The 18,925-nt window shown below is 72.6% G+C and carries 22 protein-coding genes, 1 other RNA gene, 2 pseudogenes and 1 riboswitch; of the genes and pseudogenes, 9 read left to right on the top strand and 16 right to left on the bottom strand.

Features of this window, described 5'->3' with window-relative positions:
* The first annotated feature begins 7 nt into the window (after positions 1-7).
* Positions 8-367 carry a DoxX family protein gene (locus tag ACWIZO_RS24530; protein ID WP_448640192.1) on the top strand — a complete coding sequence of 120 codons (360 nt, stop codon included), beginning with the start codon at positions 8-10 and terminating at the stop codon, positions 365-367.
* A gap of 24 nt (positions 368-391) precedes the next feature.
* Positions 392-1,141, top strand: coding sequence for a PIG-L deacetylase family protein (locus ACWIZO_RS24525; RefSeq protein WP_448640191.1), 750 nt, complete (start codon positions 392-394; stop codon positions 1,139-1,141).
* A 54-nt stretch (positions 1,142-1,195) separates the two neighbouring features.
* Here ACWIZO_RS24525 and ACWIZO_RS24520 read toward each other — a convergent pair whose 3' ends face one another.
* Complete coding sequence (locus ACWIZO_RS24520; protein WP_448640190.1) at positions 1,196-1,831, bottom strand: hypothetical protein; 636 nt, start codon at positions 1,829-1,831, stop codon at positions 1,196-1,198.
* A gap of 270 nt (positions 1,832-2,101) precedes the next feature.
* A riboswitch (cyclic di-AMP (ydaO/yuaA leader) is annotated at positions 2,102-2,260 on the bottom strand.
* Positions 2,261-2,493: 233 nt separating this feature from the next.
* On the opposite strand from ACWIZO_RS24520, the gene rnpB reads away from it, so the two are divergent.
* Positions 2,494-2,918: RNase P RNA component class A (gene rnpB, locus ACWIZO_RS24515), an RNA gene on the top strand.
* A 134-nt stretch (positions 2,919-3,052) separates the two neighbouring features.
* Here rnpB and ACWIZO_RS24510 read toward each other — a convergent pair.
* From ACWIZO_RS24510 to ACWIZO_RS24490, 5 genes and pseudogenes are all read right to left on the bottom strand, one after another.
* Positions 3,053-3,799 (bottom strand): annotated as a pseudogene (locus ACWIZO_RS24510) (tyrosine-type recombinase/integrase); the annotation flags it as partial.
* 266 nt (positions 3,800-4,065) lie between these two features.
* Positions 4,066-4,389: a hypothetical protein gene (locus ACWIZO_RS24505; protein WP_448640189.1), complete on the bottom strand. Its 324-nt coding sequence runs from the start codon at positions 4,387-4,389 to the stop codon at positions 4,066-4,068.
* A gap of 5 nt (positions 4,390-4,394) precedes the next feature.
* Entirely contained in the window at positions 4,395-4,571 is a 177-nt protein-coding gene (locus tag ACWIZO_RS24500) for a hypothetical protein (protein WP_448640188.1), read from the bottom strand.
* 93 nt (positions 4,572-4,664) lie between these two features.
* On the bottom strand, positions 4,665-4,847 hold the full coding sequence (locus ACWIZO_RS24495) for a helix-turn-helix transcriptional regulator (RefSeq protein ID WP_448643000.1): 183 nt from the start codon (positions 4,845-4,847) through the stop codon (positions 4,665-4,667).
* Positions 4,848-5,313: 466 nt separating this feature from the next.
* On the bottom strand, positions 5,314-6,237 hold the full coding sequence (locus ACWIZO_RS24490) for a hypothetical protein (RefSeq protein WP_448640187.1): 924 nt from the start codon (positions 6,235-6,237) through the stop codon (positions 5,314-5,316).
* Between the two features lie 291 nt (positions 6,238-6,528).
* Here ACWIZO_RS24490 and ACWIZO_RS24485 point away from each other — a divergent pair, with 291 nt between their 5' ends.
* A complete protein-coding gene (locus tag ACWIZO_RS24485; RefSeq protein ID WP_448640186.1) occupies positions 6,529-7,308 on the top strand; it encodes a hypothetical protein in 780 nt (259 codons plus the stop codon).
* Here the strand turns inward: ACWIZO_RS24485 and ACWIZO_RS24480 are convergent.
* The 8 genes from ACWIZO_RS24480 to ACWIZO_RS24445 all read right to left on the bottom strand — a co-directional run bounded on the left by ACWIZO_RS24480 (position 7,224) and on the right by ACWIZO_RS24445 (position 14,017).
* Entirely contained in the window at positions 7,224-7,520 is a 297-nt protein-coding gene (locus ACWIZO_RS24480) for a hypothetical protein (RefSeq protein ID WP_448640185.1), read from the bottom strand. The two genes, ACWIZO_RS24485 and ACWIZO_RS24480, sit on opposite strands and share 85 nt — an antisense overlap.
* A gap of 153 nt (positions 7,521-7,673) precedes the next feature.
* Positions 7,674-8,801: a glycosyltransferase gene (locus ACWIZO_RS24475; RefSeq protein WP_448640184.1), complete on the bottom strand. Its 1,128-nt coding sequence runs from the start codon at positions 8,799-8,801 to the stop codon at positions 7,674-7,676.
* 122 nt (positions 8,802-8,923) lie between these two features.
* Complete coding sequence (locus ACWIZO_RS24470; RefSeq protein ID WP_448640183.1) at positions 8,924-9,268, bottom strand: hypothetical protein; 345 nt, start codon at positions 9,266-9,268, stop codon at positions 8,924-8,926.
* A 463-nt stretch (positions 9,269-9,731) separates the two neighbouring features.
* Positions 9,732-10,889, bottom strand: a complete 1,158-nt coding sequence (locus tag ACWIZO_RS24465; RefSeq protein WP_448640182.1) for a serine hydrolase domain-containing protein — start codon at positions 10,887-10,889, stop codon at positions 9,732-9,734.
* 99 nt (positions 10,890-10,988) lie between these two features.
* On the bottom strand, positions 10,989-11,546 hold the full coding sequence (locus ACWIZO_RS24460; RefSeq protein WP_448640181.1) for a hypothetical protein: 558 nt from the start codon (positions 11,544-11,546) through the stop codon (positions 10,989-10,991).
* An 852-nt stretch (positions 11,547-12,398) separates the two neighbouring features.
* Entirely contained in the window at positions 12,399-13,082 is a 684-nt protein-coding gene (locus tag ACWIZO_RS24455; RefSeq protein WP_448640180.1) for a maleylpyruvate isomerase family mycothiol-dependent enzyme, read from the bottom strand.
* 175 nt (positions 13,083-13,257) lie between these two features.
* Positions 13,258-13,461 (bottom strand): hypothetical protein, encoded by a 204-nt coding sequence (locus tag ACWIZO_RS24450; protein WP_448640179.1) that lies wholly within the window; start codon positions 13,459-13,461, stop codon positions 13,258-13,260.
* Between the two features lie 133 nt (positions 13,462-13,594).
* Entirely contained in the window at positions 13,595-14,017 is a 423-nt protein-coding gene (locus ACWIZO_RS24445) for an organic hydroperoxide resistance protein (RefSeq protein WP_448640178.1), read from the bottom strand.
* Between the two features lie 106 nt (positions 14,018-14,123).
* Here ACWIZO_RS24445 and ACWIZO_RS24440 point away from each other — a divergent pair, with 106 nt between their 5' ends.
* Positions 14,124-14,708, top strand: coding sequence for a TetR/AcrR family transcriptional regulator (locus tag ACWIZO_RS24440; protein WP_448640177.1), 585 nt, complete (start codon positions 14,124-14,126; stop codon positions 14,706-14,708).
* A 95-nt stretch (positions 14,709-14,803) separates the two neighbouring features.
* Here ACWIZO_RS24440 and ACWIZO_RS24435 read toward each other — a convergent pair whose 3' ends face one another.
* Entirely contained in the window at positions 14,804-15,328 is a 525-nt protein-coding gene (locus ACWIZO_RS24435; protein WP_448640176.1) for a transposase, read from the bottom strand.
* A 160-nt stretch (positions 15,329-15,488) separates the two neighbouring features.
* A pseudogene (locus tag ACWIZO_RS24430) lies at positions 15,489-15,824 on the bottom strand (helix-turn-helix domain-containing protein); the annotation flags it as partial.
* A gap of 269 nt (positions 15,825-16,093) precedes the next feature.
* Here ACWIZO_RS24430 and ACWIZO_RS24425 point away from each other — a divergent pair.
* From ACWIZO_RS24425 to ACWIZO_RS24410, 4 genes are all read left to right on the top strand, one after another.
* Complete coding sequence (locus ACWIZO_RS24425) at positions 16,094-16,636, top strand: winged helix-turn-helix domain-containing protein (RefSeq protein ID WP_448638246.1); 543 nt, start codon at positions 16,094-16,096, stop codon at positions 16,634-16,636.
* Positions 16,546-17,178, top strand: a complete 633-nt coding sequence (locus ACWIZO_RS24420) for an IS630 family transposase (protein WP_448642999.1) — start codon at positions 16,546-16,548, stop codon at positions 17,176-17,178. Before ACWIZO_RS24425 ends, ACWIZO_RS24420 begins: the two co-directional genes overlap by 91 nt.
* A 58-nt stretch (positions 17,179-17,236) precedes the next feature.
* Entirely contained in the window at positions 17,237-17,629 is a 393-nt protein-coding gene (locus ACWIZO_RS24415; RefSeq protein WP_448642998.1) for an N-acetyltransferase family protein, read from the top strand.
* Positions 17,630-17,790: 161 nt separating this feature from the next.
* Positions 17,791-18,762 (top strand): ferritin-like domain-containing protein, encoded by a 972-nt coding sequence (locus ACWIZO_RS24410; protein ID WP_448640175.1) that lies wholly within the window; start codon positions 17,791-17,793, stop codon positions 18,760-18,762.
* Positions 18,763-18,925: the final 163 nt, after the last annotated feature.

The following is an 18,925-nucleotide window of genomic DNA, read 5'->3' as shown; positions in this document are numbered from 1 at the left end:
TGACCGGGTGCGCCTCCCCGCCCCGGCGACCTGGCTCGCCACCGCCCTGGGCTCCTCCGGCGTCCTGCACCTGCTGCGCCCGCGGGTCTTCCAGCCGCTGGTGCCGCCCGAGCTCGGCGACGCCCGCGCCTGGGTGTTCGGCACCGGGGTTGCCGAGATCGTCACCGCCGCGCTGCTCGCCGCGCCGTCGACGCGGCGGGTGGGCGGCTGGTCGGCCGCGGGGCTGCTGGCCGGCTTCGTGCCGGCGCACCTGCAGCAGTTCCGGCTGGCCCACGGTCGGCCGGTGCCGCTGGCGGTCGCGGCGGTGCGGCTGCCGCTGCAGGCCCCGGTGGTCGCCGCCGCGCTGCGGGTCGCGCGCGGGCGCTGAGCGGTCCGGGCAGACTCAGGCCCCGTGACCGCCGAGTCCCAGCCGCCGTACGAGCCCCTGCCCGACGACTGGCAGCGCGCCCTGGTCGTCGTCGCCCACCCCGACGACATCGAGTACGGGCCCGCGGCCGCCGTCGCGGCGTGGACGGCCGCCGGCCGCGACGTCCGCTACGTGCTGGCCACCAGCGGTGAGGCCGGCATCGCGGGCCTGCCGCCGGAGGCCGCGGGACCGCTGCGCGAGGGGGAGCAGCGGCGGGCGGCGGCCGCGGTGGGGGTGTCGGTGGTCGAGTTCCTCGGGCACCCCGACGGGCGGCTGGTGGAGGGGCTGGACCTGCGGCGCGCGATCGCCGCGGCGATCCGGCGGCACCGGCCCGAGCTGGTCGTGACCATGCACTTCGGGGACACGTGGACGCCGCCCGGCGTCGCGCCGGCCCTGTGGAACAGCGCCGACCACCGGGTGCTGGGCCGGGCGGTGCTCGACGCCGTGGGTGACGCCGCGAACGAGTGGATCTTCCCCGAGCTGGCCGACCCCGAGCCGTGGCAGGGCGTGCGGTGGATCGCCGTCGCGACGCCGGTCGGGGTGACGCACGTCGTCGACGTGGACGACGTCGTCGAGCGGGCGGTGGCCTCGCTGGTGGAGCACCGGCGCTACCTGGCCGCGCTGTCGGACGACCCGGTGGAGGAGCAGGCGCGCCGGCAGGTGGAGATGGCGACGGCCGCCTCGTCGCGCTCGGGCGGACGGCGGGCGGCCGGCTTCGTGCTCTACGCCGGCTGAGCGCGGCGCCGGGACCCTCGGCGGGTCCCGGCGCCGCGCCTCAGGCGGGCCCGGTCAGGGGTTGAAGCTGACGTGCACGTGGTCCATGTGGTTGGCCGTGGGGGAACCGCGGTCCTCCATCGCCTTCCAGCCCGAGCCGCCGATCGTGTAGATCCGCTGCTGCCAGATGACGTAGTCCACGTTCAGCCGCGCGGCGTTGTCGATCACGTACTGGGCCACGGCGGCGCCCTTGGCGCTGTCGCTGTAGACCATGAAGTCGGCGGCGAGCTGCTGCGTGGGGGAGTGGCCGGGGCGGGTGTAGACGGTGGAGACGCCGAAGGCCTGCGTGACCTCGGCGACCACCGGGCGCACGTGCGGGGCCCAGGCGCTGTAGGCGGTCGAGGTGGGGGTCGGCTTGCCGGTCAGGTCGGCGGCGGCCGGCGCGGCGGCGGGTGCGGCCGCGGGGGCCGGGGCGGGTGCCGGGGCGGGCGCCGGCGCGGGTGCGGGAGCCGGAGCCGTGGCCGTGCTGCCGCTCCAGCCGCCGCGGCCCCAGTGGTCGTCGGCGAGGGCGATCGACTGTCCGGCGAAGGCGAACGCGACGGCGAAGGCGCCGACCGCCGCGGTCCGGCGGACCGCCGTGCCGCGCTGGCGGAGGACCGGCGTCGCGTCGTGCTGGCCGGCCTCGGTGTGGTGCTGGGGGTTCCAGAGCATGGTGAGGAGAACTCCTGACGATGGGGTCCACCGGGTGCCGCCGTCTGCTCAGCGGGCACTCCTGTGCGGAGGGGTGACACGGGCCCGGGCGTGGGCCACCGGAGCCGCGGCCGGGCTCGGCGCCGCGCGTGGCGGGCCGACGGCCGGGCGGATCCGGGTCCGGGCGCGCGGCGACTGCGCCGACCCGGGCTCGTGGGTGGGAGGCGCGGCGCGTCCGAGGTGTGGAAGGGGCGCGGGGCGGGCCCGAGGGGCGCACCCGGCGGCGGCTCTCCGTTCTCCCTGGGCCGCCTACCGGGTCAGCTGACGGGTTCGGGCGGGGATGCGCCCTACCCGCCCCCGAGTGGGGCTCGGGGAGCGGGACTCACCCCAGTGGTGCGGTGGGTCCCCGGCTCGCACCGTGTGTGCGGTGCGACTCGGCGGCATCCGGCGCGGTTCCCCCGGGTGGAGGAGGTGACGGCCGGCCGGACGCAGAGAACGTATGGGCGTTATGAACCTGTGACAACGGCGGACCGGTCGGGTCGGCGAGTTGTCCGGTCGTGGTGCGCGTGTCGTCACCCGTACCGGCGTGTCGGCGAGGTGCGGGGCTCTGGGGTCGCCCGCGGCTGCGTGTGACGGGGGCGCGGTGGCGAGCCGGGGAGTGCCTAGACTGCGGGCACGACGGACGAGTCGGCTGGGCGGTCGCGTCGGCGGGGGAGACCCCGTCGCCGAGGAACGTCCGGGCTCCACAGGGCAGGGTGGTCGCTAACGGCGACCCGGGGTGACCCGCGGGACAGTGCCACAGAGAACAGACCGCCGGTGGTGCCTCCTCGGAGACACCGCCGGTGAGGGTGAAACGGTGGTGTAAGAGACCACCAGCACACCGGGTGACCGGTGTGGCTCGGTAAACCCCACCCGGAGCAAGGTCGAGAGGGACGGCGGACTGGCTCTCCAGGACGCCGTCCTGCGCAGGCGTTCGAGGGCTGCCCGCCCGAGCCTGCGGGTGGACCGCTCGAGCCCGCCGGCAACGGCGGGCCCAGATGGATGACCGCCCATCGGGAGGCCGCGAGGCGCCCGAGGACAGAACCCGGCGTACAGGCCGACTCGTCCGTCGTCCCTCGCCTGACCTGCGCTTTCAGGTCCGGCGGGGTCCCCGTTCCTCAGATGTTCCTCAGCCGCGGGAGCCAGCACGGCGTCCACTGCGGTCCGGGTCCGGTGGTCGGAGTCCGGCCACAGGTGGCTGTAGGTGTCGAGCGTCTCGGCGGCGCTCGCGTGGCCCAGCCGTGCCTGGACGGTCTTGACCGACTCGCCGTGCCGGATAAGCAGGCTGGCGTAGAAGTGCCGGAGGCCGTGGAAGGTCACGGTGTCGTCCAGGCCTGCTGCCCGGACGGCCGGGCGCCACACCGTGGCGGAGAAGGCGGTCCGGCGGATCGGGTTGCCGAGGTCGGTGGTGAAGACGAAGCCGTCGCTCGGCCACCGCGCGAGGTGGGCGGCGAGGGCGTCGACGACGACCTGGGGGAGCGGCACCACCCGGACCGAGGCCTGGGTCTTGGGCGGCGCCAGGTAGGGCGGGCGGTCGGGCATGGTGACCAGCTGCCGGTCGACCGTCAGCTGCCGGCGGACGAAGTCGATCCGGTCGACGGTCAGCCCGAGCGCTTCGCCCTGCCGCAGGCCCGTGCCGGCGGCGAGGGTGACCAGCGCCCGGTAGCGCTCGGGGACGGCGTCTGTGAGAGCGCGGACGGCCTCGATGGACAGCGGCTCGATGCGCTGCCTGTGGACCTTGGGCAGTCGCGTCCCCGTGCACGGCGAAGCGATGATGCGGCGGTCCCGGACGGCGGCCTTGAAGATTCCCGGGAGGATCCGGTGGACCACCCCCACGGTCGCCGGGGCGAGGTCCAGGGACAGCTGCTTGACGAGGGATTGGATGTCGCTGGGCAGCACCGAGCCGAGCCGCTTGTCGCCGAGGCTGGGATGGACGTGGCGGCGCAGCATCGTCGCGACGTGGGCCGCGGTGGTCGGGCGGTGCATCTGGGTGGCGCGCCACCGTTCGGCGTAGTCGCGGAAGGTCACCCGGCCGGCCGCGGGGTCGACGTACTGGCCGGTGACCATCGCCGCGGTCGTCTCATCGAGCCACCGTTGGGCGTCGACCTTCCGCTTGAAGTGCCGGGCGTGCTCCTTGCCGGACGCGTCACGGAACCGCGGCCGGTACGTCCGTCGGGCCGTCTGGCGATCGACGCCATCGTTTCATCGCCTCGGTCTCATGCTCGTCGTTCTCCCGCGGCGACCCGCTCCTCGAGAGCCTCGCGGGCCAGCTGGGAGACGGTCTTGCCCTCCTGGGCGGCGATCTCGGCGGCCCGGTCGCGGGTGCTGGGAGCGATCCGGAAGGTGATGCGCGGTGAGGCGGCAGCTTCGCCGGTCAGGGACGGTCGCCCGACGCGGCGGCGGACCTCGTCGACGATCTCCGCCGCTCTGTCCTCGGTCAGTCGGCTTCCGTCGGCCAGCCGGACGTCCTCGGCGTCGAGGTCGACGTCGGGGCCGATGGGCGTGGTGGGGGTGACGGCGGGCGGGGTGCGGTCGGCCATGGGGCTCATCCTCGGAGCTGGGTGGGCATGACGTGGATGACGAGCAGGTACGGCTGCGCGGCGCCGGCCACCTCGAGCGCGATGACCTCCAGCTCTCGCCCGCGTTCATCGGGTCCGACGTAGAGCCAGGCCTGGGCGCCGCTGCTGGCGGTGACCGGCGTGGGGTCGGTGCTGGCCAGCACGTGCCGTGCGGAGGCCCGGCCGATGCGGAGCTCCTCGCCGACTGGGAGACCGGATCTCCGCTCGGTCACTATTGTCGGACACAATATCTCCCGTCAAGGGCGGTCGTTATCGGCCTGCCGGCGTTGGGCGTCGATCCAGGTGTGCAGGTCGTCGCGGCGGTAGAGGACGCGGCGGCCCAGTCGGAAGCTGCGCGGGCCGGTGCCCAGGTGTCGCCAGTACCGGAGCGTGGCGACGGGAGCGCGCAGCAGCTGGGCTGCTTCGGCGATGGTGAGCAGCTCGGACGCGGGCTTCGTGGTCTGTTCACGGCTGGGGTCTGGTCGGGCATGGCTGTCTCCGAGGCTCGACGGGTGTGGGCGGGGGTGCACCTGTAGAAGGCGCCGTTCTCCGGCCATTGGTGACAGCCCACAGCCAACATCTCCGGTCGACCTTCTGTTTTCCTCCGGTTGCGCCCCCCGGCGCCGCCGGGGCCGAGGTTGGAGCAGAGGCTGGCTGCGGCGGTGACCCGCCCGAGGTTGGCGGGTCCTGCAGTGGTTCTTCAGTTCTCCTGCAGTGCCCGCTGTCGTGGCCGGCAGCGGCCCAGGTGGCGATCAGCCCGGCTCACCGCCCGAGGCTCGGGGCGACATCCCGCGCCGGCCGAGGCCCGTAGCGCTCGGACTCGGGCCGCGGGACGCCCGCCGGGTGGTCGGTCGTGTTCGGCGTCATGGCCGAGTGCTGCTGGTGCTCGGCGGCGAACCGGGCGCGTCAGGCGTCGCGCGCCGCAGCGAGCCGGTCAGGCGACTGGCCCAGCAGGGCCGACTCGGTGGACAGTCCGGCGATGCGCGCCTGGGCGTCGGCGAGCTCGTGGCGGGCGGCGGCGACGGAACCGTCGAAGCGGGCCAGCGTCCCGGCCGGATCGGGTGTCCGGGCGATCGGTCCAAGCGGGGCCAGCCGCTCCCTGTGCCGGCGCTGCGCCTCGCTCAGGGCGGCCTGGGCCTGCTCGCCGGCCCGCACGGCGGCCTTGGCGGTGGCGTGCAGCCCGGCGTGCTCGGGGTGGGCGGCTTCGGCGGCGCGGTGGGCGGTGGCGTTGAAGGCTCGCCACAGCGCCGACCGGTCGTCGAACCGATCGGCCACCCGCGCCAGCTGCTCGGGATCCGTGGGCAGGTCGGGCAGGTGGAGGCGCCACCGGTCGGCCCAACCGGCCAACTGCTCTTCGGCCCGGGCGACGGGGGCGCGGTTGAGCCCCCACCAACCCGGGTCTTCGAGCACCACCTTCGCCGCGGTGCGGGCTGCGCCGCGGTCGTCGTCCGAGGCGGCGAGCAGGCGCTCGCGGAGCCGCTCGACCTGCTCGGCGACGACGGCGTCGGCGGCCTGCACCCGCTGCGTCGCCTGCTGGGCAACCAGGGCCGCCCGCTGGTGCTCGGCCTCCAGCGAGGCCAGCTCGCCGCCGTAGGCAGCCTGTAGCGCCACGGCTCGGCGCAGGTCGTCACACCAGGGCTGCAGGATGGCCAGCCGCTCGAGGCTGCGCTGCTCGACCGTCCACGCCTGCTGCAGCTCGGTCAGTACCTGTCCCAGCGGGCGGGGTGGGGCGTAGCGGGCGGCCTCGGCGGCGGCCAGTTCGGCGGCGTGGGCGGGGCCCAGGTCGGCGCGGTCGCGGCCGAAGACGCCGATCCACTGAGAGCGACCCATTCAAGCCGGGGACCTGAAGCCTGCCCGCTGCCGTACAGCGTCGCGCAGGCCTGCGGGTTCACCGGTATGGCCGCGGCCGCGTTCTGTCCCAAGCACGCCGGGAAGGTGACCGACAGTTGATCGGCTACTGAACGAAGAGCCCTGTCCTCCTGCAGGACAGCGGGGGTCTCTCGTGCGGGGGCTGCACCAGGGGTCGCGGAGCGCGGCGTCGTTCGACGCGAGGACCTGCGGCCGCTGCCGAAACGGAACTACAGCGGCCCGCCGTGATGCCGCCCGATCGAGAGGACTCGGATGTCCCGCCGCGCCCTGGCCGTCGCTCTGGCGGTTGCCGCCTGCCTCACGTCCTCCGCCTGCGGGCAATCAGAGGCCGAACGTCAGGCGGCCGCAAGCTCCTCCGCGCGCGCGAGTGAGGCAGCGGCCGCCGACGCGCGCCGAATCGCGCAGAACGAGGCAGCCGCAGCCAGCCAGAGCGCCGCTGCCGCGGCCAGCTCCCGTGCCGCCGCAGCGGCCAGTGCCAGCGCCGCCGCCGAGGCTGCGATGCCCAAGCCGCCCACCGTGTTCACCGGCACCGGAGACGACGTCGTGGCGATCGCCAAGCCCGCCGGCGCGACCGTCGTGATCGCGACGATCACCGGCAACGACGCCGGACGGTACTTCGGCGTGAAGGCCGTCGACGGCGACATGGACACGCTCGTCAACACCACCGACCCCTACAACGGGACCACGTTGCTCGACGCCGACCGCGGCGGGACGACGCAGCTGCAGGTCCAGGCGGTTGGCCCCTGGTCCATCACGCTGACGGATCTGCGCAGCGCGCCGACTTTCACTGCTGCGGCGCCACAGACGGGCGCTGGCGACGCCGTCTTGATCTACCAGGGGTCGCGCGGCGTGGCGAAGATCGATGGCAACGCCGAGGGGCGCTACTTCGGGGTCAAGGCCTACGGGTCGGGCGGTGACGGGAAAGCGCTGGTGAACACCACCGACCCCTACACCGGGGCCGTGCCGATGCCGGCCGGCCCGGCGATCATCGTGGTCACCGCGAACGGCAACTGGTCGATCGACGTCAGCTGAGGTCGCGCTACCCAAGACGGCGATGAGGCCTCCGCTTCCCACAGCGAGGGAGCGGGGGCTTCGCGCACCGCCTCGAATACGGCCGCGTTCACCGACTCGTGCATGCCGAGGTCATCGCAGTTGACGATCAGAACGCGGGTGTCGGTGGAGAAGCCCAGCAGCTCGCTGGACAGCGACTCCGATGGCGCTGCTGCCCCGGCCTGCGCATCCACCGCCTCAACATGACCTTGCCGTCAAGTGGCACACCGCAGGGCCAACCCTCCGGGTGCGCGGACGTCGATGACGCCCAGCGCTGCGATGCTGGGTCCATTCCTGCCGCCGCGACCACGATGAGCCCGCTGTTCCCCTCGAGGCGGCGATGCGGGTTAGGCGCGGAGGCCGGCCCACACCGCGTCGGCGTCCGGCATCGCGGCGATCTCGTCGCGGATGCGCTGCGCCGCCGCTCGGAACGCCGGGTCGCCGGTCACCTCCGCGACCGCGGCCCGGATCGTGGTGACGGCGTAGTCCTCCGGAGCGACGACCACCCCCGCGCCTGACCGGGCCAGCAGGGCGGCGTTGTGGGGCTGGTCGGTCCCGCGCGGCAGGGCGACCTGAGGCACGCCGTGCACGAGGCCGCCGAGCATCGTGCCCGACCCGCCGTGGGACACCAGCAGGTCGGCCCGCGCGAGCAGGGCGGCCTGTGGAACGAACTCCGCGACCACGGCGTTGGCCGGCACCGGGCCGAGCTCGTCGGGATCGAGCCGGCGCCCGGTCGTGGCGACCACGACGCCGTCGTACCCCGCCAGGGCCGTGAGCCCGGCTGCGAGGTCGGCGGTGTCGGTGTTCTTGACCGTGCCGAGGGTGAAGTAGGCGACCGGCCGGTCGCCGGCGAGCACGTCGGCCACCTCCGGCGGCACCGGACCGCGCTCGCCGGCGCTCGGCCGCAACGGGACCGCCTCGGGCCACGGCGGCGGGCCGCCGGGCTGCAGCGAGGGCGGGCAGAGGTCGACGGCTGGCTCGCCCGAGACCTGCGCCCACAGCCCGGGCTCGCCGATCGCGGCTCCCCCGAGGCCGATGAGGTGGGCGTAGAACGGGAACATCGGCCCGATGCCGTGCACGACCCCCGGCACCTCGAGCCGTCGGCCCAGCAGCGGCCCCGCCATCTCGAGGACCTCGTGGACGACGAGGTCGGGGCGCCACGTCTGCGCCATGACGATCAGGTCGGCGAGTCGGGCGAGGGCCGGCGTGCCGAACAGCGCCGCCAGCCCGTCCGTCCTCCTCTGCTGCTCGGGCATGCCCGGGTCCGCCCAGACCACCTCGTGTGCCGACCACGATGTCGCCCAGGTCGGTCCGACGGCGTGGACGTCGAACCCCCAGGTGGCCAGCGGACCGACCAGGTCCGGGCCGGTGGTGACCCGCACCTCGTGGCCGGCGCGCTGGGCCGCCCGGATCAGCGGCAGCATGGGCAGGGCGTGACCGTACGCCGGGCACGAGGTGAAGAGCACCCGCGCCATGCCGGTCAGCGTGCCAGGCCGGCCACCTGGAGTCGACGCAGCCCGTCCGCGATCTCCGCGCGGCCCCACTCCGGCCAACGTGCCCGCCAGCGGATCGTCGTCCGGGTGGTCGGTGACGTCGGCTACGGCCGTCGTCCGAACCAGTCGAGCAGCCGGCTCTGCGGTGAAGCGTCGGGAGGCAGCGTGCCGCTCGGACCTGCCCCGTACGCCCCGAAGGCGAGCATCTCGTCCAGGTGCGGCTCGACCACCTTCAGCAGACCGACAACAACTCGCGGATCAACGGTCGCCTCGAGCCGCGCGGCACGGAGGAGGTCCCACGCGTGGACCACCAGGTGAACGAGACGGGACCGCAAGTAGGCAGCAGTGGGAATGTTGCCGTTCGGCCCGCAACGGGCTACCCGGGCGTTTCGCGGTGAACGCCTGTGCTTGGCGTCGTGCTGACTCCACCACGGCAGCGACTGGATCATCCCCAAGTTGGTCACCCGTGAGCATGGTCCGAGCTTCATCGCGATCAACGCCTGCCAGCAGCAGCGCGGTGAAGTGGTTCCCGACCACAACGTGCTCGACCAAGGCGCGCACTGAGACGTCCGACGGCGTCGGCCACTCCCAGGAGTCCGCTGGCAGTTGACGCACGACCCGTTCGAACTCCGCCGACCCGACGTCGATCAAGTCCACGTTCCGTAGGCTAGAGACGCGGAGCACGACATCGGGAGGCCATCGAACCGGCCCGTCCGGCTCACCGCCCGGCAGATCACCTGCCCGTGTGCTCTCGACGGAAGTTTGGCCTTCATCGCCGCGAGCCGCCGGGTGAGCCAGCGCCTCTGCAGCCCGCACCCGCTCGGTGGTGCGGCTTCTCCAGCGCCGTCGCGTCACCCATCGAGGAACCCGCTACGGCGACGTTCAAGGGGGTCGGGGCAGCCGATCGCGGGGTCAGGCCGTGGCCCACTCGGCTCGCAGCTCTTCGATCATCGCCTTGATGTCGGGGCCTGATCGAGGGTCTATGCCGTTGCAGGAGACGGTGACTGCTGTGCGCCGGTCGGCGGAGACGTCGAACGTCGTGGTGAACCCGGCCCAGAGGCCGTTGTGCGTCAACGCGCCGTCACGAGTGACGGTGATGCCGGCCGCGTACCGGTCCCCGTCAGGGCCGGCCGCGGTGGTGGTGGTGTTCAGCTGGGCGTCGAGGAGTCGGCTGCCGCCGAGGCGGCCGGTGCGGTAGTTGTCGGCCCAGCGCACCAGCTCCGTGGGTGTCTTCTGGATCGAGCCGTCGCCGATCTGCTCCCAGCGGGACCCGGCCGGCTCCCAGGCTCCGCTGGGCGGGGCGGTCTGGTAGCTGCGTGCCGAGGACTGGTCGGTGTTGTCGGGGCTGGCGCCGTAGGGGTCGAGAACCATGTCCAGGGCCAGGGGCTCGAAGATCCGCGTGCGCACGAACTCCGCCAGGGGCTGCTGCGCCGCATGCTGAACGACCTCGGCGAGCAGGAGGTAGTTGGAGTTGGAGTACTCGAACGTCCCGCGTACCCGGTCGTCGAGTGACTGGATCCGGGCGACCACGGCGATCGCCTGCTCCTGGCTGGTCGGCTCGGAGAGCTCGTGGCCGGCGGCCAGCCGGGGGGTGTAGTCCGGGATCGCGCTGGTGTGGTGCAGCAGTTGGTCGATGGTGGTCTCGTTCGACCATGCAGGCAGGTCCGGCATCCAGCGGGACAGCGGATCGTCCAGGCTCAGGCGGCCCTCCTGGACCAGCAGCAGCGCCGCGGTGGCGGTGAACTGCTTGGACACCGAGGCGATGTCGAACGTCGTGGACGGTGTCAGGGACCGTCCCGTCGCCAGGTCAGCTCTTCCGCGAGCGGCGGCCCACACGACCTCTCCCTCGACGCCCACCGCCGCCGAGCAGCCCGGCTCGTCCGGGGACAGCGTGCGCTCGAGCAGGTCCTCGCTGCGCGCGACACGACTGGCCAGATCACTGGACAGGTCTTCCGCACCGGTGGCGACCGGGGAAGGGGATCCGGCCGTGGGCGTGCAGGCAGCGAGCGCCGCAACCAGCAGAAGGGCGCCCAGACGCGCACGACCACGCTGCCGACATCCGCCGCTCATGGCTGCCCGGACTCGGCGAGGACGGCACCCCGCCGGGCGGGCGGCCCGCAGCATCCTCACAGCACTCCTCCCAGCAGCGGACGGCCCGCGTCACCCGGTTCAGCAGCCGCCGTCCCCACCACCGCCGCCGCAGTCGAAGCCCCCACCGCCGCCGAACGCACCACCGGCGAGATACGCCGCATCGCCGTGGCGGTAGCCGCCGGCGGCGAACGCCGCGGGCGTGACCCACCGCAGCTGCTGCGCCGGGATGAGGTGCGGAGGGTCGAACAGGGCGACGTACAGGCCACGGTCATGCATCGCGGCCGGGCCGGACAGGGCGACCCGCAGCGCATCGGTCGGGGCGGCGTCGAGCTGGCGGCGCTGCTGCCGCAGGACTCGCCGACCGGCGCCGCTCAGGCACACCGCCGTCCACCACCGGCGCCGCAGCGACTCGGGAGCGGCCCTGCGGACGAGCAACCCCTCCTCCTCCAGGCACTGACCGATGCCGGTGAGACGCACGTCGTCGCGCAGCCGCCAGCACACCGTGCCCAACAGGCGGTGCCCGCGGGCGCCCACGGCGTCCAGCACCGCCGCCTCCAGCTCGTGGCACGGCCGGTGCTGCACGAGGACCAGCTTGCCGGTCGTGTGGTTGGCCCGCAGGCACCGCCTGTTGGGCACGGTGTGCTGGCGGCCTCTGCGGCCCGGCGCGGCCCGGCGGCGAGGTAGGCCAGCTCGTACACATCCAAAGTGCGCGTTCCGGTCATGTCCGTCGTCCTTTACTCCAGGAGCGGATGCAGCCACACGGTGACGGAACGGTGGCATGCGCCATCCGGAGGCGAAAGACGACTTTGCGCAAACGTGACCCCACGCCGTCGTGACGCGATCACGTCGCGTTCTGGCGGAGTGGGCGGGCCGGATCCCTCTGGCCGAACAGTCGACGAGCTTGGGAGGCGCGTCGTGGAAGTATCCCGGACTCCGGCTCTGGTGATCCGATGCCGTCATGGCTGGACGGCGGCGGACGCCTTCTGCGGCGGAGGATGGGTCGTCGACCGTGGGTCCCGGCTTGCTTGCTGCCTGTGTCATGGATACCGCTTCACCGAGCCGGACGCTCCGCGCCCTGATGTATCGACTCCCGATGCATCGAGAGGTCAGGCTCGGGCATGACGTCGCGGCCACTGACCGAGCCCGCCGTTCTGGTGCTGCCCGCTCCGCTGATCGACCGCGGCACGGCTACGGCGTCATCGGCGAGGTGCACGAGCTCTCCGGGGGTCGGGTACGGCTGCGGGTCGGCACCCTCTACGGGCCTGCTGGACCGGCTGGTCGCCGAGGAACCGGTGGAGCCGGACCGCGAGGAGGTGCACCCGGGGCGGGTGCGCCGCTACTACCGGCGCTGTCCGACCTGGTGGCGGAGTTCACCCCTTGAGGAGCGCGCCGCCGTCACGACCGCCAGGCTCGAGGCGGCCGGGAGCGTGTCTGTCCCACTGACCGATCGTCCTGCGATACACCGGCCCGGTCTCTGGTCGGCCGGATCTACGGCGCGGCGGGTGGGAACGGGGCGATTCGGCGACGGAGTACGTCGAGGCCGGGGCCAGCGAGGTCGTCGAGGGCGGCTGGGCGTCCGGAGACTGCCATGGCGATGGCCTCACTGCTGCCGAGGATCTCCGGCCCGTCACCGTGTCGCCAGTCTTGGTCGGTGGCGATGAAGCGCAGGCCAGTGAGTCGGTCGCGGGGGATGAAGCCTCTGGTGGCCGGCTTGGAGACTAGGAAGTCCAGGGCCGGGCGCCAGCTTGCCGGGGGCGGGGAGACATCGAGACCCAGGGGGCGGGCCGCGTCACGGAGGTGAATGCACGTGTCGGTCATTGGACCCAACGGCCCGATTACAGGTGGCGTCAGTCGTGTCGAGGCACGCTTGCGCAGGCCGGTGACGAGCTCGTCGGTGGGTCGGGCGGCGACCTTGCGGGTCGTGTCATCGACCATGCGGTTCAAGGAGCCGCGATAGCGCACCAGGTAGATGAGCAGCTTGAGCGTGCCGACCTCGGTCTCGAGAGGTTCGAGGAGATGGGCTGCGACCTCGCGAACGGTCCACCCGGCGCACAGGCTGGGCGTGCGCCATTGCTCTGCAGTAAGAGTCGTGAACATGTCGGCCGCCAGCAGCCGGTTGGCAGTTGCGATCTGGTGGACCGTTTCGGCGTCCGCCGGCGAGTCGATGGTCACGACGTCAACCTACGGCGCGCGACCCGGCCTCCTCGATCCGTTCGGGTTTGTGTGCGCCGCCGTCCGACCTTCCTGCGCTTCCGGGCTGCAATAACACCCCAGTGACCTCGGGTGCCCGGGTGCGCACGGCTACCGGAGCACGAGAGGCCGGCGGAGGCGATGGCCGGCCGTCGTCCTATGGGGATCCCCTGCGGGACCGCGAGGTGGCGACCGAAGGCTGCGGCAACGTCGCCGTACCGGGTTCGTTGCGCTCGGACTGCCCGAGCAGGCCACGCAGATAGGTCAGCACCCGGGCCTGCGGCTCGGCGCGGGCGAACGCGCCGGCGATCCGCCGGTGGACCTCCTCCAGGCCCGCCGCCCAGTCCTGCACCTCGGCCACCAGGCCATCGCAGCGCATCGGCTCACGCTGCTACCAGCCCTCCGCCGATCCCGGCAGAGACACGCACAAGTGCCGCTGCAGTACTAGGCGGTCCGTTGTCCGCTGCGCTCCGCTGAGGGGTGGTCGACAGGACTCAGGCGACGGTGGCTGACAGCGTGACCGGCACGTTGCCCCGGGTGGCGTTGGAGTACGGGCATACCTGGTGGGCGGCCGCGACGAGGTCGTCGGCGGCGGCTTGGTCGATGCCGCCGAGCTCGACCTCGAGGGCCACGGTGAGCCCGTAACCGCCGGCGTCGTTGCTGCCGATCCCCACCTCGGCAGTCACGGCGGAGTCTGTGATCGGGAGCTTCTTCTGCCGGGCGACGCCCTTCAGCGCCGAGTGGAAGCAGGCCGCGTAGCCGGCCGCGAACAGCTGCTCAGGGTTGGTCGCGCCGCCGGCGCCGCCCATCTCCCGAGGGACGGCGAGTTCGACGTCGACGAACCCGTCGGAGCTGCGGGCGTGGCCGTTGCGGCCGTCCCCGGAGGCGGTGGCGATGGCGGTGTACTTGACGTCCAAGTGTGCTCCTTGAGCGGATAGGTAGAATGATCGTTTTATCGGACCGCATCATAGGACCGTCCGAAGCGCAACACGGAACGTTCGTTCTTTCTCTGGCATGAATGACGTGACCGCTCCGACTCACACGTCGGCTGCCCGCGAGCGCCTGCTCCGCACCGCCGCCGAGCTCTTCTACGCCGAGGGACTGCACACGGTCGGCGTTGATCGGATCGTCGGCGCTGCAGGCATCACGCGCGCCACCTTCTACCGGCATTTCCCCGGCAAGGAGGACCTCGTCGTCGCCTATCTGCGAGGGGTGGACGACGCGGCGCGCGACTATGTGGGTGGACCTCCGGGCGACGCGCAGGCCGCCGCTGCACAGCTGCGGCGGCTCACGGAAGGCATCGAGGACGAGTTGTGCCGTCCAGACTTCCGCGGCTGCGCGTTCATCAACGCCGCCGCCGAACACCCCGACCCGGCCGACCCGGTGCACCGTGCGATCGCCGACCACCGGGCCTGGTTGAACGCCACGGTCGTCTCCGCCTTTCGGGTCGCCGGGCACCCGGACCCCGACGAGGCCGCCCGTCGCTACGTGATGCTCCGGGACGGCGCAATGGTCGCGGGCTACCTCGGTGACGCACCGGCCGCCCGGGCTTCTCTCGCCGCCAGCGCCCAAGACCTCCTGGCTGGCGCTCAGGCCACCGTCAGGTAGCACGGCGGCATCGCGTGTCCCTGAGGCGAGTATCGGGTGCTGTCGTAACCCGTCGCGGTGCTGTCATGCGGGGCATCCTCCTAGTGCTGAGTTCCTCAAAGCAGGTAGGTAAAGCGGCGCCGGCGGGGTCGGGGTGGTGGCGGTGGCCGTCCCCAGACCCACGGCTTGGCGCGGCTGTTGAGCTGGGCGGTGGCCACCTCGGTGGCCTGCGCGATCTCGCTCGGGTCGGCGAAGGTCTGACCGGCGAGGGCGTGCCGGCGGAAGATGCGCCACCAGGCCTCCTGCAGGTTCAGCCAGCCGGCGCCCTTGGGGATGAACACCTGCTCGAGGCGCGGATGCTCGGCCAGCCAGGCCCGCGTGGCCAGGCTGTGATGACTGGAGAGGTTGTCGGTGATCACCGCGATCGTCCCGGTCGGGTTGGCCTGCTCCAGCCGGGCGAGAAACGCCTGCCAGTGCGCGCTGTTGCGCGAGGGCGCGCAGCAGGTCACGGCCTGTCCATCGCCGATCCGCAGGCCGCCATAGACCCAGGTCTTGTCCGGTCCGCGGCTGTAGGTCAACGGCGCTTTCACGCGGTGGCCATCCGGGGTCCAGCCCGCCGGCGGGGGGAAGGTGCGTGGCATCACCGGGCCGACTCGTCGGCGGCAATGACCGTCGTATCCGGTGGCGGGTGCGTGTAGTAGTCCACGACCCGCGTTCTTTTGGGACGAACTCCGGATCGGGACTGGTGGCCCAGGATCGGGGGCGGCGCCAGCGCACGCCTTCGGCCAGCAGGATCCGGCGCATCTGGGACCGGGCGATGTCGATACCGGCCGCGCGCGCCGCGGCGGTCAGCGCATCCAGGGTCCACACCGCCGGACCCTCGGGATCGGCGGCGACCAGCTCGCCGGCGCCGTCGCGGACCAGCCGGCCCGGCGGCGGGCTGGCCACCAGGGCGATCAGCTGGGAGCGCTGGTCCTGGCGGATCCGCGGTCTGCGGCCGGCGCCGGGCCGGTCGCCGAGCCCATCGAGGCCCTCGGCGGCGAAGCGGGCCAGCCGATAGCGCACCGCCTTCTGGCTGCACCCCAGCGTCGCGGCGATGGCCGGCACCCGCAGCCCGTCCCAGGACATCGTGATCATCTGCGCCCCGCCGGATCCAGTCCGCCGGGGCGTGCCGCGCTCCGGCCAGCTTGCGGATCTTGCGCTCCTCGACCGCATCCACCGGCGGCCGGGCGAACAGCAGCTTCGGCATGGTCGATCACCACCACGGCGCCAACCTCAGGACGTCTAATTCAACCTCACATTGAGGAACACAGCACTAAAGATCATTAACGGCGGAAGTTCCGGGCTCTGGTGATCGTCGGTTGGATGCTGCTGACAGGCGCCGCGGCCTGCGCTATCCCGGTGGCATGCGCTATGCCCAGGGCGGCGGGCTGACCGCTGATGAGCGGGCCCGGCGAGAGCAGGTGCGGCTGGCCGCGGCCAACTGGATCGAGGAGGGCGCCTCCGACCAGGAGGTCGCCACCCGGTTGCGGGTCACCCGGATGTCGGCCAACCGCTGGCGGCGCGCGCTGGCCGACGGCGGTCGGCCGGCGCTGGCGTCGAAGGGAGCCGGTGGGGCCCGCTGTCGGCTCAGCCCCACCCAACTGAACGAGCTGCAGGTCTTGCTCGACGCCGGCCCGGCGGCGTGGGGCTGGGCCGATCAGTGCTGGACGCTGCCGCGCATCGCCGCCGTCGTGCGCGAACGCTTCGGCGTGGACTACACCCTGCCCGGAATGGACCTGCTGCTGCACCGCATGGGCTGGAGCGTGCAGGTCCCGGCCCGCCAAGCGGTCGAGCGCGACGAGGAGCAGATCGCCGCCTGGCGGGAGGAGACCTGGCCGGCGATAAAACGACCGCGGCGGACCTGGGCGCCTGGCTGGTCTTCGAAGACGAGTCCGGCCAGGGGCTGAGGCCGCCGAAGGGACGCACCTGGGGCCGGCGCGGCCGCACCCCGGTGGTGCGGGTGACCGCCTCCAACGCCCCGCGGCTGTCGGTGGCCGCGTTGGTCGCGGTCAAGCCGGCCCACCGGCCGCGGCTGATCTACCGCACCCATCGACCGCGACGGCGCGGAAGCGGCGGGCGCAAGGGCTTCACCGAGGCCGACTACGCCAACCTGCTCGACGCCGCCCACTCCCAGCTCGGCGGGCCGATCGTGCTGGTCTGGGACAACCTCAACACCCACACCAGCGCCGCGATGACGGAGCTGATCGCGGCCCGGCCGTGGCTGACGGTGTTCCGGCTGCCGCCCTACGCCCACGAGTTCAACCCGGTGGAGCCGGTGTGGGCGCATCTGAAGCGGTCGCTGGCCAACCTGACCAAACACAGCCTCGCCGAGCTGACCGCGCTGGCGAAGACCCGCCTGAAGCGGATGCAGTACCGCCCCGTCCTGCTGGACGGCTTCCTCGCCAGTACCGGGCTCGAGTTCGGCCCGTTCCTGAACACCAGCCGTTAATGATCTTTAGTACTGCAACGGCACTTCGTCAGACCGACGCCAGCCGCGCTGGCGGGCCCTGTACCGGCAGTACGCCGACTTCTACCGCATCGAGCAGTCCGATGCGGCGGCCGCCACCGTGTGGTCCTGGATCCGTGACCCTGCGCACGAGGTCAGCTGCCTGCTGGTCGAGGACGAGACGGGCGACGTTGCCGGCTTGGGGCACTACCGGCCCTTCGCCCGCCCGCTGTCGGCCAGCACTGGCTGCTTCCTCGACGACTTGTTCATCGACCCCGACCACCGCGGCGGTGGGGCCGTCGACGCGCTGCTGACTGAGCTGCGCGGACGCGCTGCGGCCAATGGGTGGAGCGTGGTGCGGTGGATCACCGCGGACGACAACTTCCGCGGCCGGGCGAAGTACGACCAGCACGCCACCCGCACCATGTGGATCACCTACGACATGACGCCGTGACCAGCACACTGCTCTCATCTGCTTGCTGTTCCGCTGCGGGATGGGTTTATGGGAGCGGAGGAGGAGCTGGGGCTACGTCAACCGAGCGAACGTGACAGGACTCACTGCTAGCAATCCGCTTGCAATAGCTAGCACCCGGGGTTCTGGGGCATAGTGCAGACATGGCCGACAACAGCAAGATCGTCAACCAGCTTCGCGCCCTTGTGCTCCTCACCAAGACCGAGGAGCAGGTTGCGCGTACTCGCATCTCGCAGGCCCGGACTGACGCCGTCCGCCGCGAGCTGACCCAGAACGCCGACAACGCCGCTGCCCGCACCATCGAGATCACCGAGGCGCTCCGCTCCCTCGGCGGTGTCCCCGACGTCGTCACCCCGGCCCTCGGCCGGCTCAACGCCGGCCTGAAGGCCACCTTCGAGCAGGCGGCTCCGGTCGAGGAGGCGCTGCTGAGCGACCTGTCCCTCGAGCACCAGCTGCTCGACCGCGCCACCTACGTCAAGGTCCTCGCCGAGCAGGCCGAGGAGACCCAGGTGCGCCGGCTGGCCGAGAAGCTCATCGGCGCCCACCAGGCGACCGTGGAGTGGCTGACCGTCGTCCTCGCCGAGGAGGCCCTCGGCGGCCCCGCCGCGCTCGTCGCGACCCCTGTCCAGAAGGTCGCCGGCGGGGTGGCCCGCGCGGTCAACGCCCCGGCCCGTTTCTGGACGAACCGGGTCAACAACGCCGTCGACACCGTCAAGCACGCCGGTGACAAGACCTCCGACCGGGTCTCCGCCGTGACCGACCGGGCGCAGCAGCTCACCGAGGCCGTCCGCGAGACCCTGACCGCCGGCCGCAGCGCCTCGCTGCGTCGCGCCGAGCAGATCGCCCGCCGTGAGGGCAACAAGGACGCCGCCAAGGCTGCCCGGACCGCCCGCGAGGAGCTCGGTGACGTCTCCGCCGACGAGCTGCCGATCAAGAACTTCGACCAGCTCTCGGTCAGCGACGCCGTGAAGGCCATCAAGGACCTCAAGGAGCCGCATGACATCCGCGTGATCATCCGCTACGAGGAGACCCACAAGAGCCGGGCGAACGTGGTCAGCGCCGCGCAGACCCAGCTCGCTTCGCTCGCCAAGGAGGCCGTGGGCGTCGACGCCTGATCCCGCAGAACGCTCGGAGGGTCCACGCCCCGCTCGTCGGGGTGTGGACCCTCCGTGCGTCCGGGGCCCGTCCCGCAGCGCCGTGCCCGGTTACGGCCTCGTTGCGGGCGTCACCGCTGCGAGCGTTCTGGCCCGGCGTCTCGGGCGGGAAAGGCCTCGATCA

The organism is Geodermatophilus sp. URMC 63 (assembly GCF_053502565.1).
Note: the sequence above shows the minus strand (reverse complement) of the source record. Positions and strands in the feature narration are given on the sequence as shown.

Excerpts from the sequence above, each read along its gene's own strand:
- ACWIZO_RS24520 (WP_448640190.1), bottom strand. The coding sequence starts at position 1,831 with ATGCTCTGGAACCCCCAGCACCACACCGAGGCCGGCCAGCACGACGCG.
- ACWIZO_RS24505 (WP_448640189.1), bottom strand. The coding sequence starts at position 4,389 with ATGGCCGACCGCACCCCGCCCGCCGTCACCCCCACCACGCCCATCGGC.
- ACWIZO_RS24490 (WP_448640187.1), bottom strand. The coding sequence starts at position 6,237 with ATGGGTCGCTCTCAGTGGATCGGCGTCTTCGGCCGCGACCGCGCCGAC.
- ACWIZO_RS24485 (WP_448640186.1), top strand. The coding sequence starts at position 6,529 with ATGTCCCGCCGCGCCCTGGCCGTCGCTCTGGCGGTTGCCGCCTGCCTC.
- ACWIZO_RS24475 (WP_448640184.1), bottom strand. The coding sequence starts at position 8,801 with ATGGCGCGGGTGCTCTTCACCTCGTGCCCGGCGTACGGTCACGCCCTG.
- ACWIZO_RS24470 (WP_448640183.1), bottom strand. The coding sequence starts at position 9,268 with ATGATCCAGTCGCTGCCGTGGTGGAGTCAGCACGACGCCAAGCACAGG.
- ACWIZO_RS24465 (WP_448640182.1), bottom strand. The coding sequence starts at position 10,889 with ATGAGCGGCGGATGTCGGCAGCGTGGTCGTGCGCGTCTGGGCGCCCTT.
- ACWIZO_RS24435 (WP_448640176.1), bottom strand. The coding sequence starts at position 15,328 with ATGCCACGCACCTTCCCCCCGCCGGCGGGCTGGACCCCGGATGGCCAC.
- ACWIZO_RS24425 (WP_448638246.1), top strand. The coding sequence starts at position 16,094 with ATGCGCTATGCCCAGGGCGGCGGGCTGACCGCTGATGAGCGGGCCCGG.
- ACWIZO_RS24410 (WP_448640175.1), top strand. The coding sequence starts at position 17,791 with ATGGCCGACAACAGCAAGATCGTCAACCAGCTTCGCGCCCTTGTGCTC.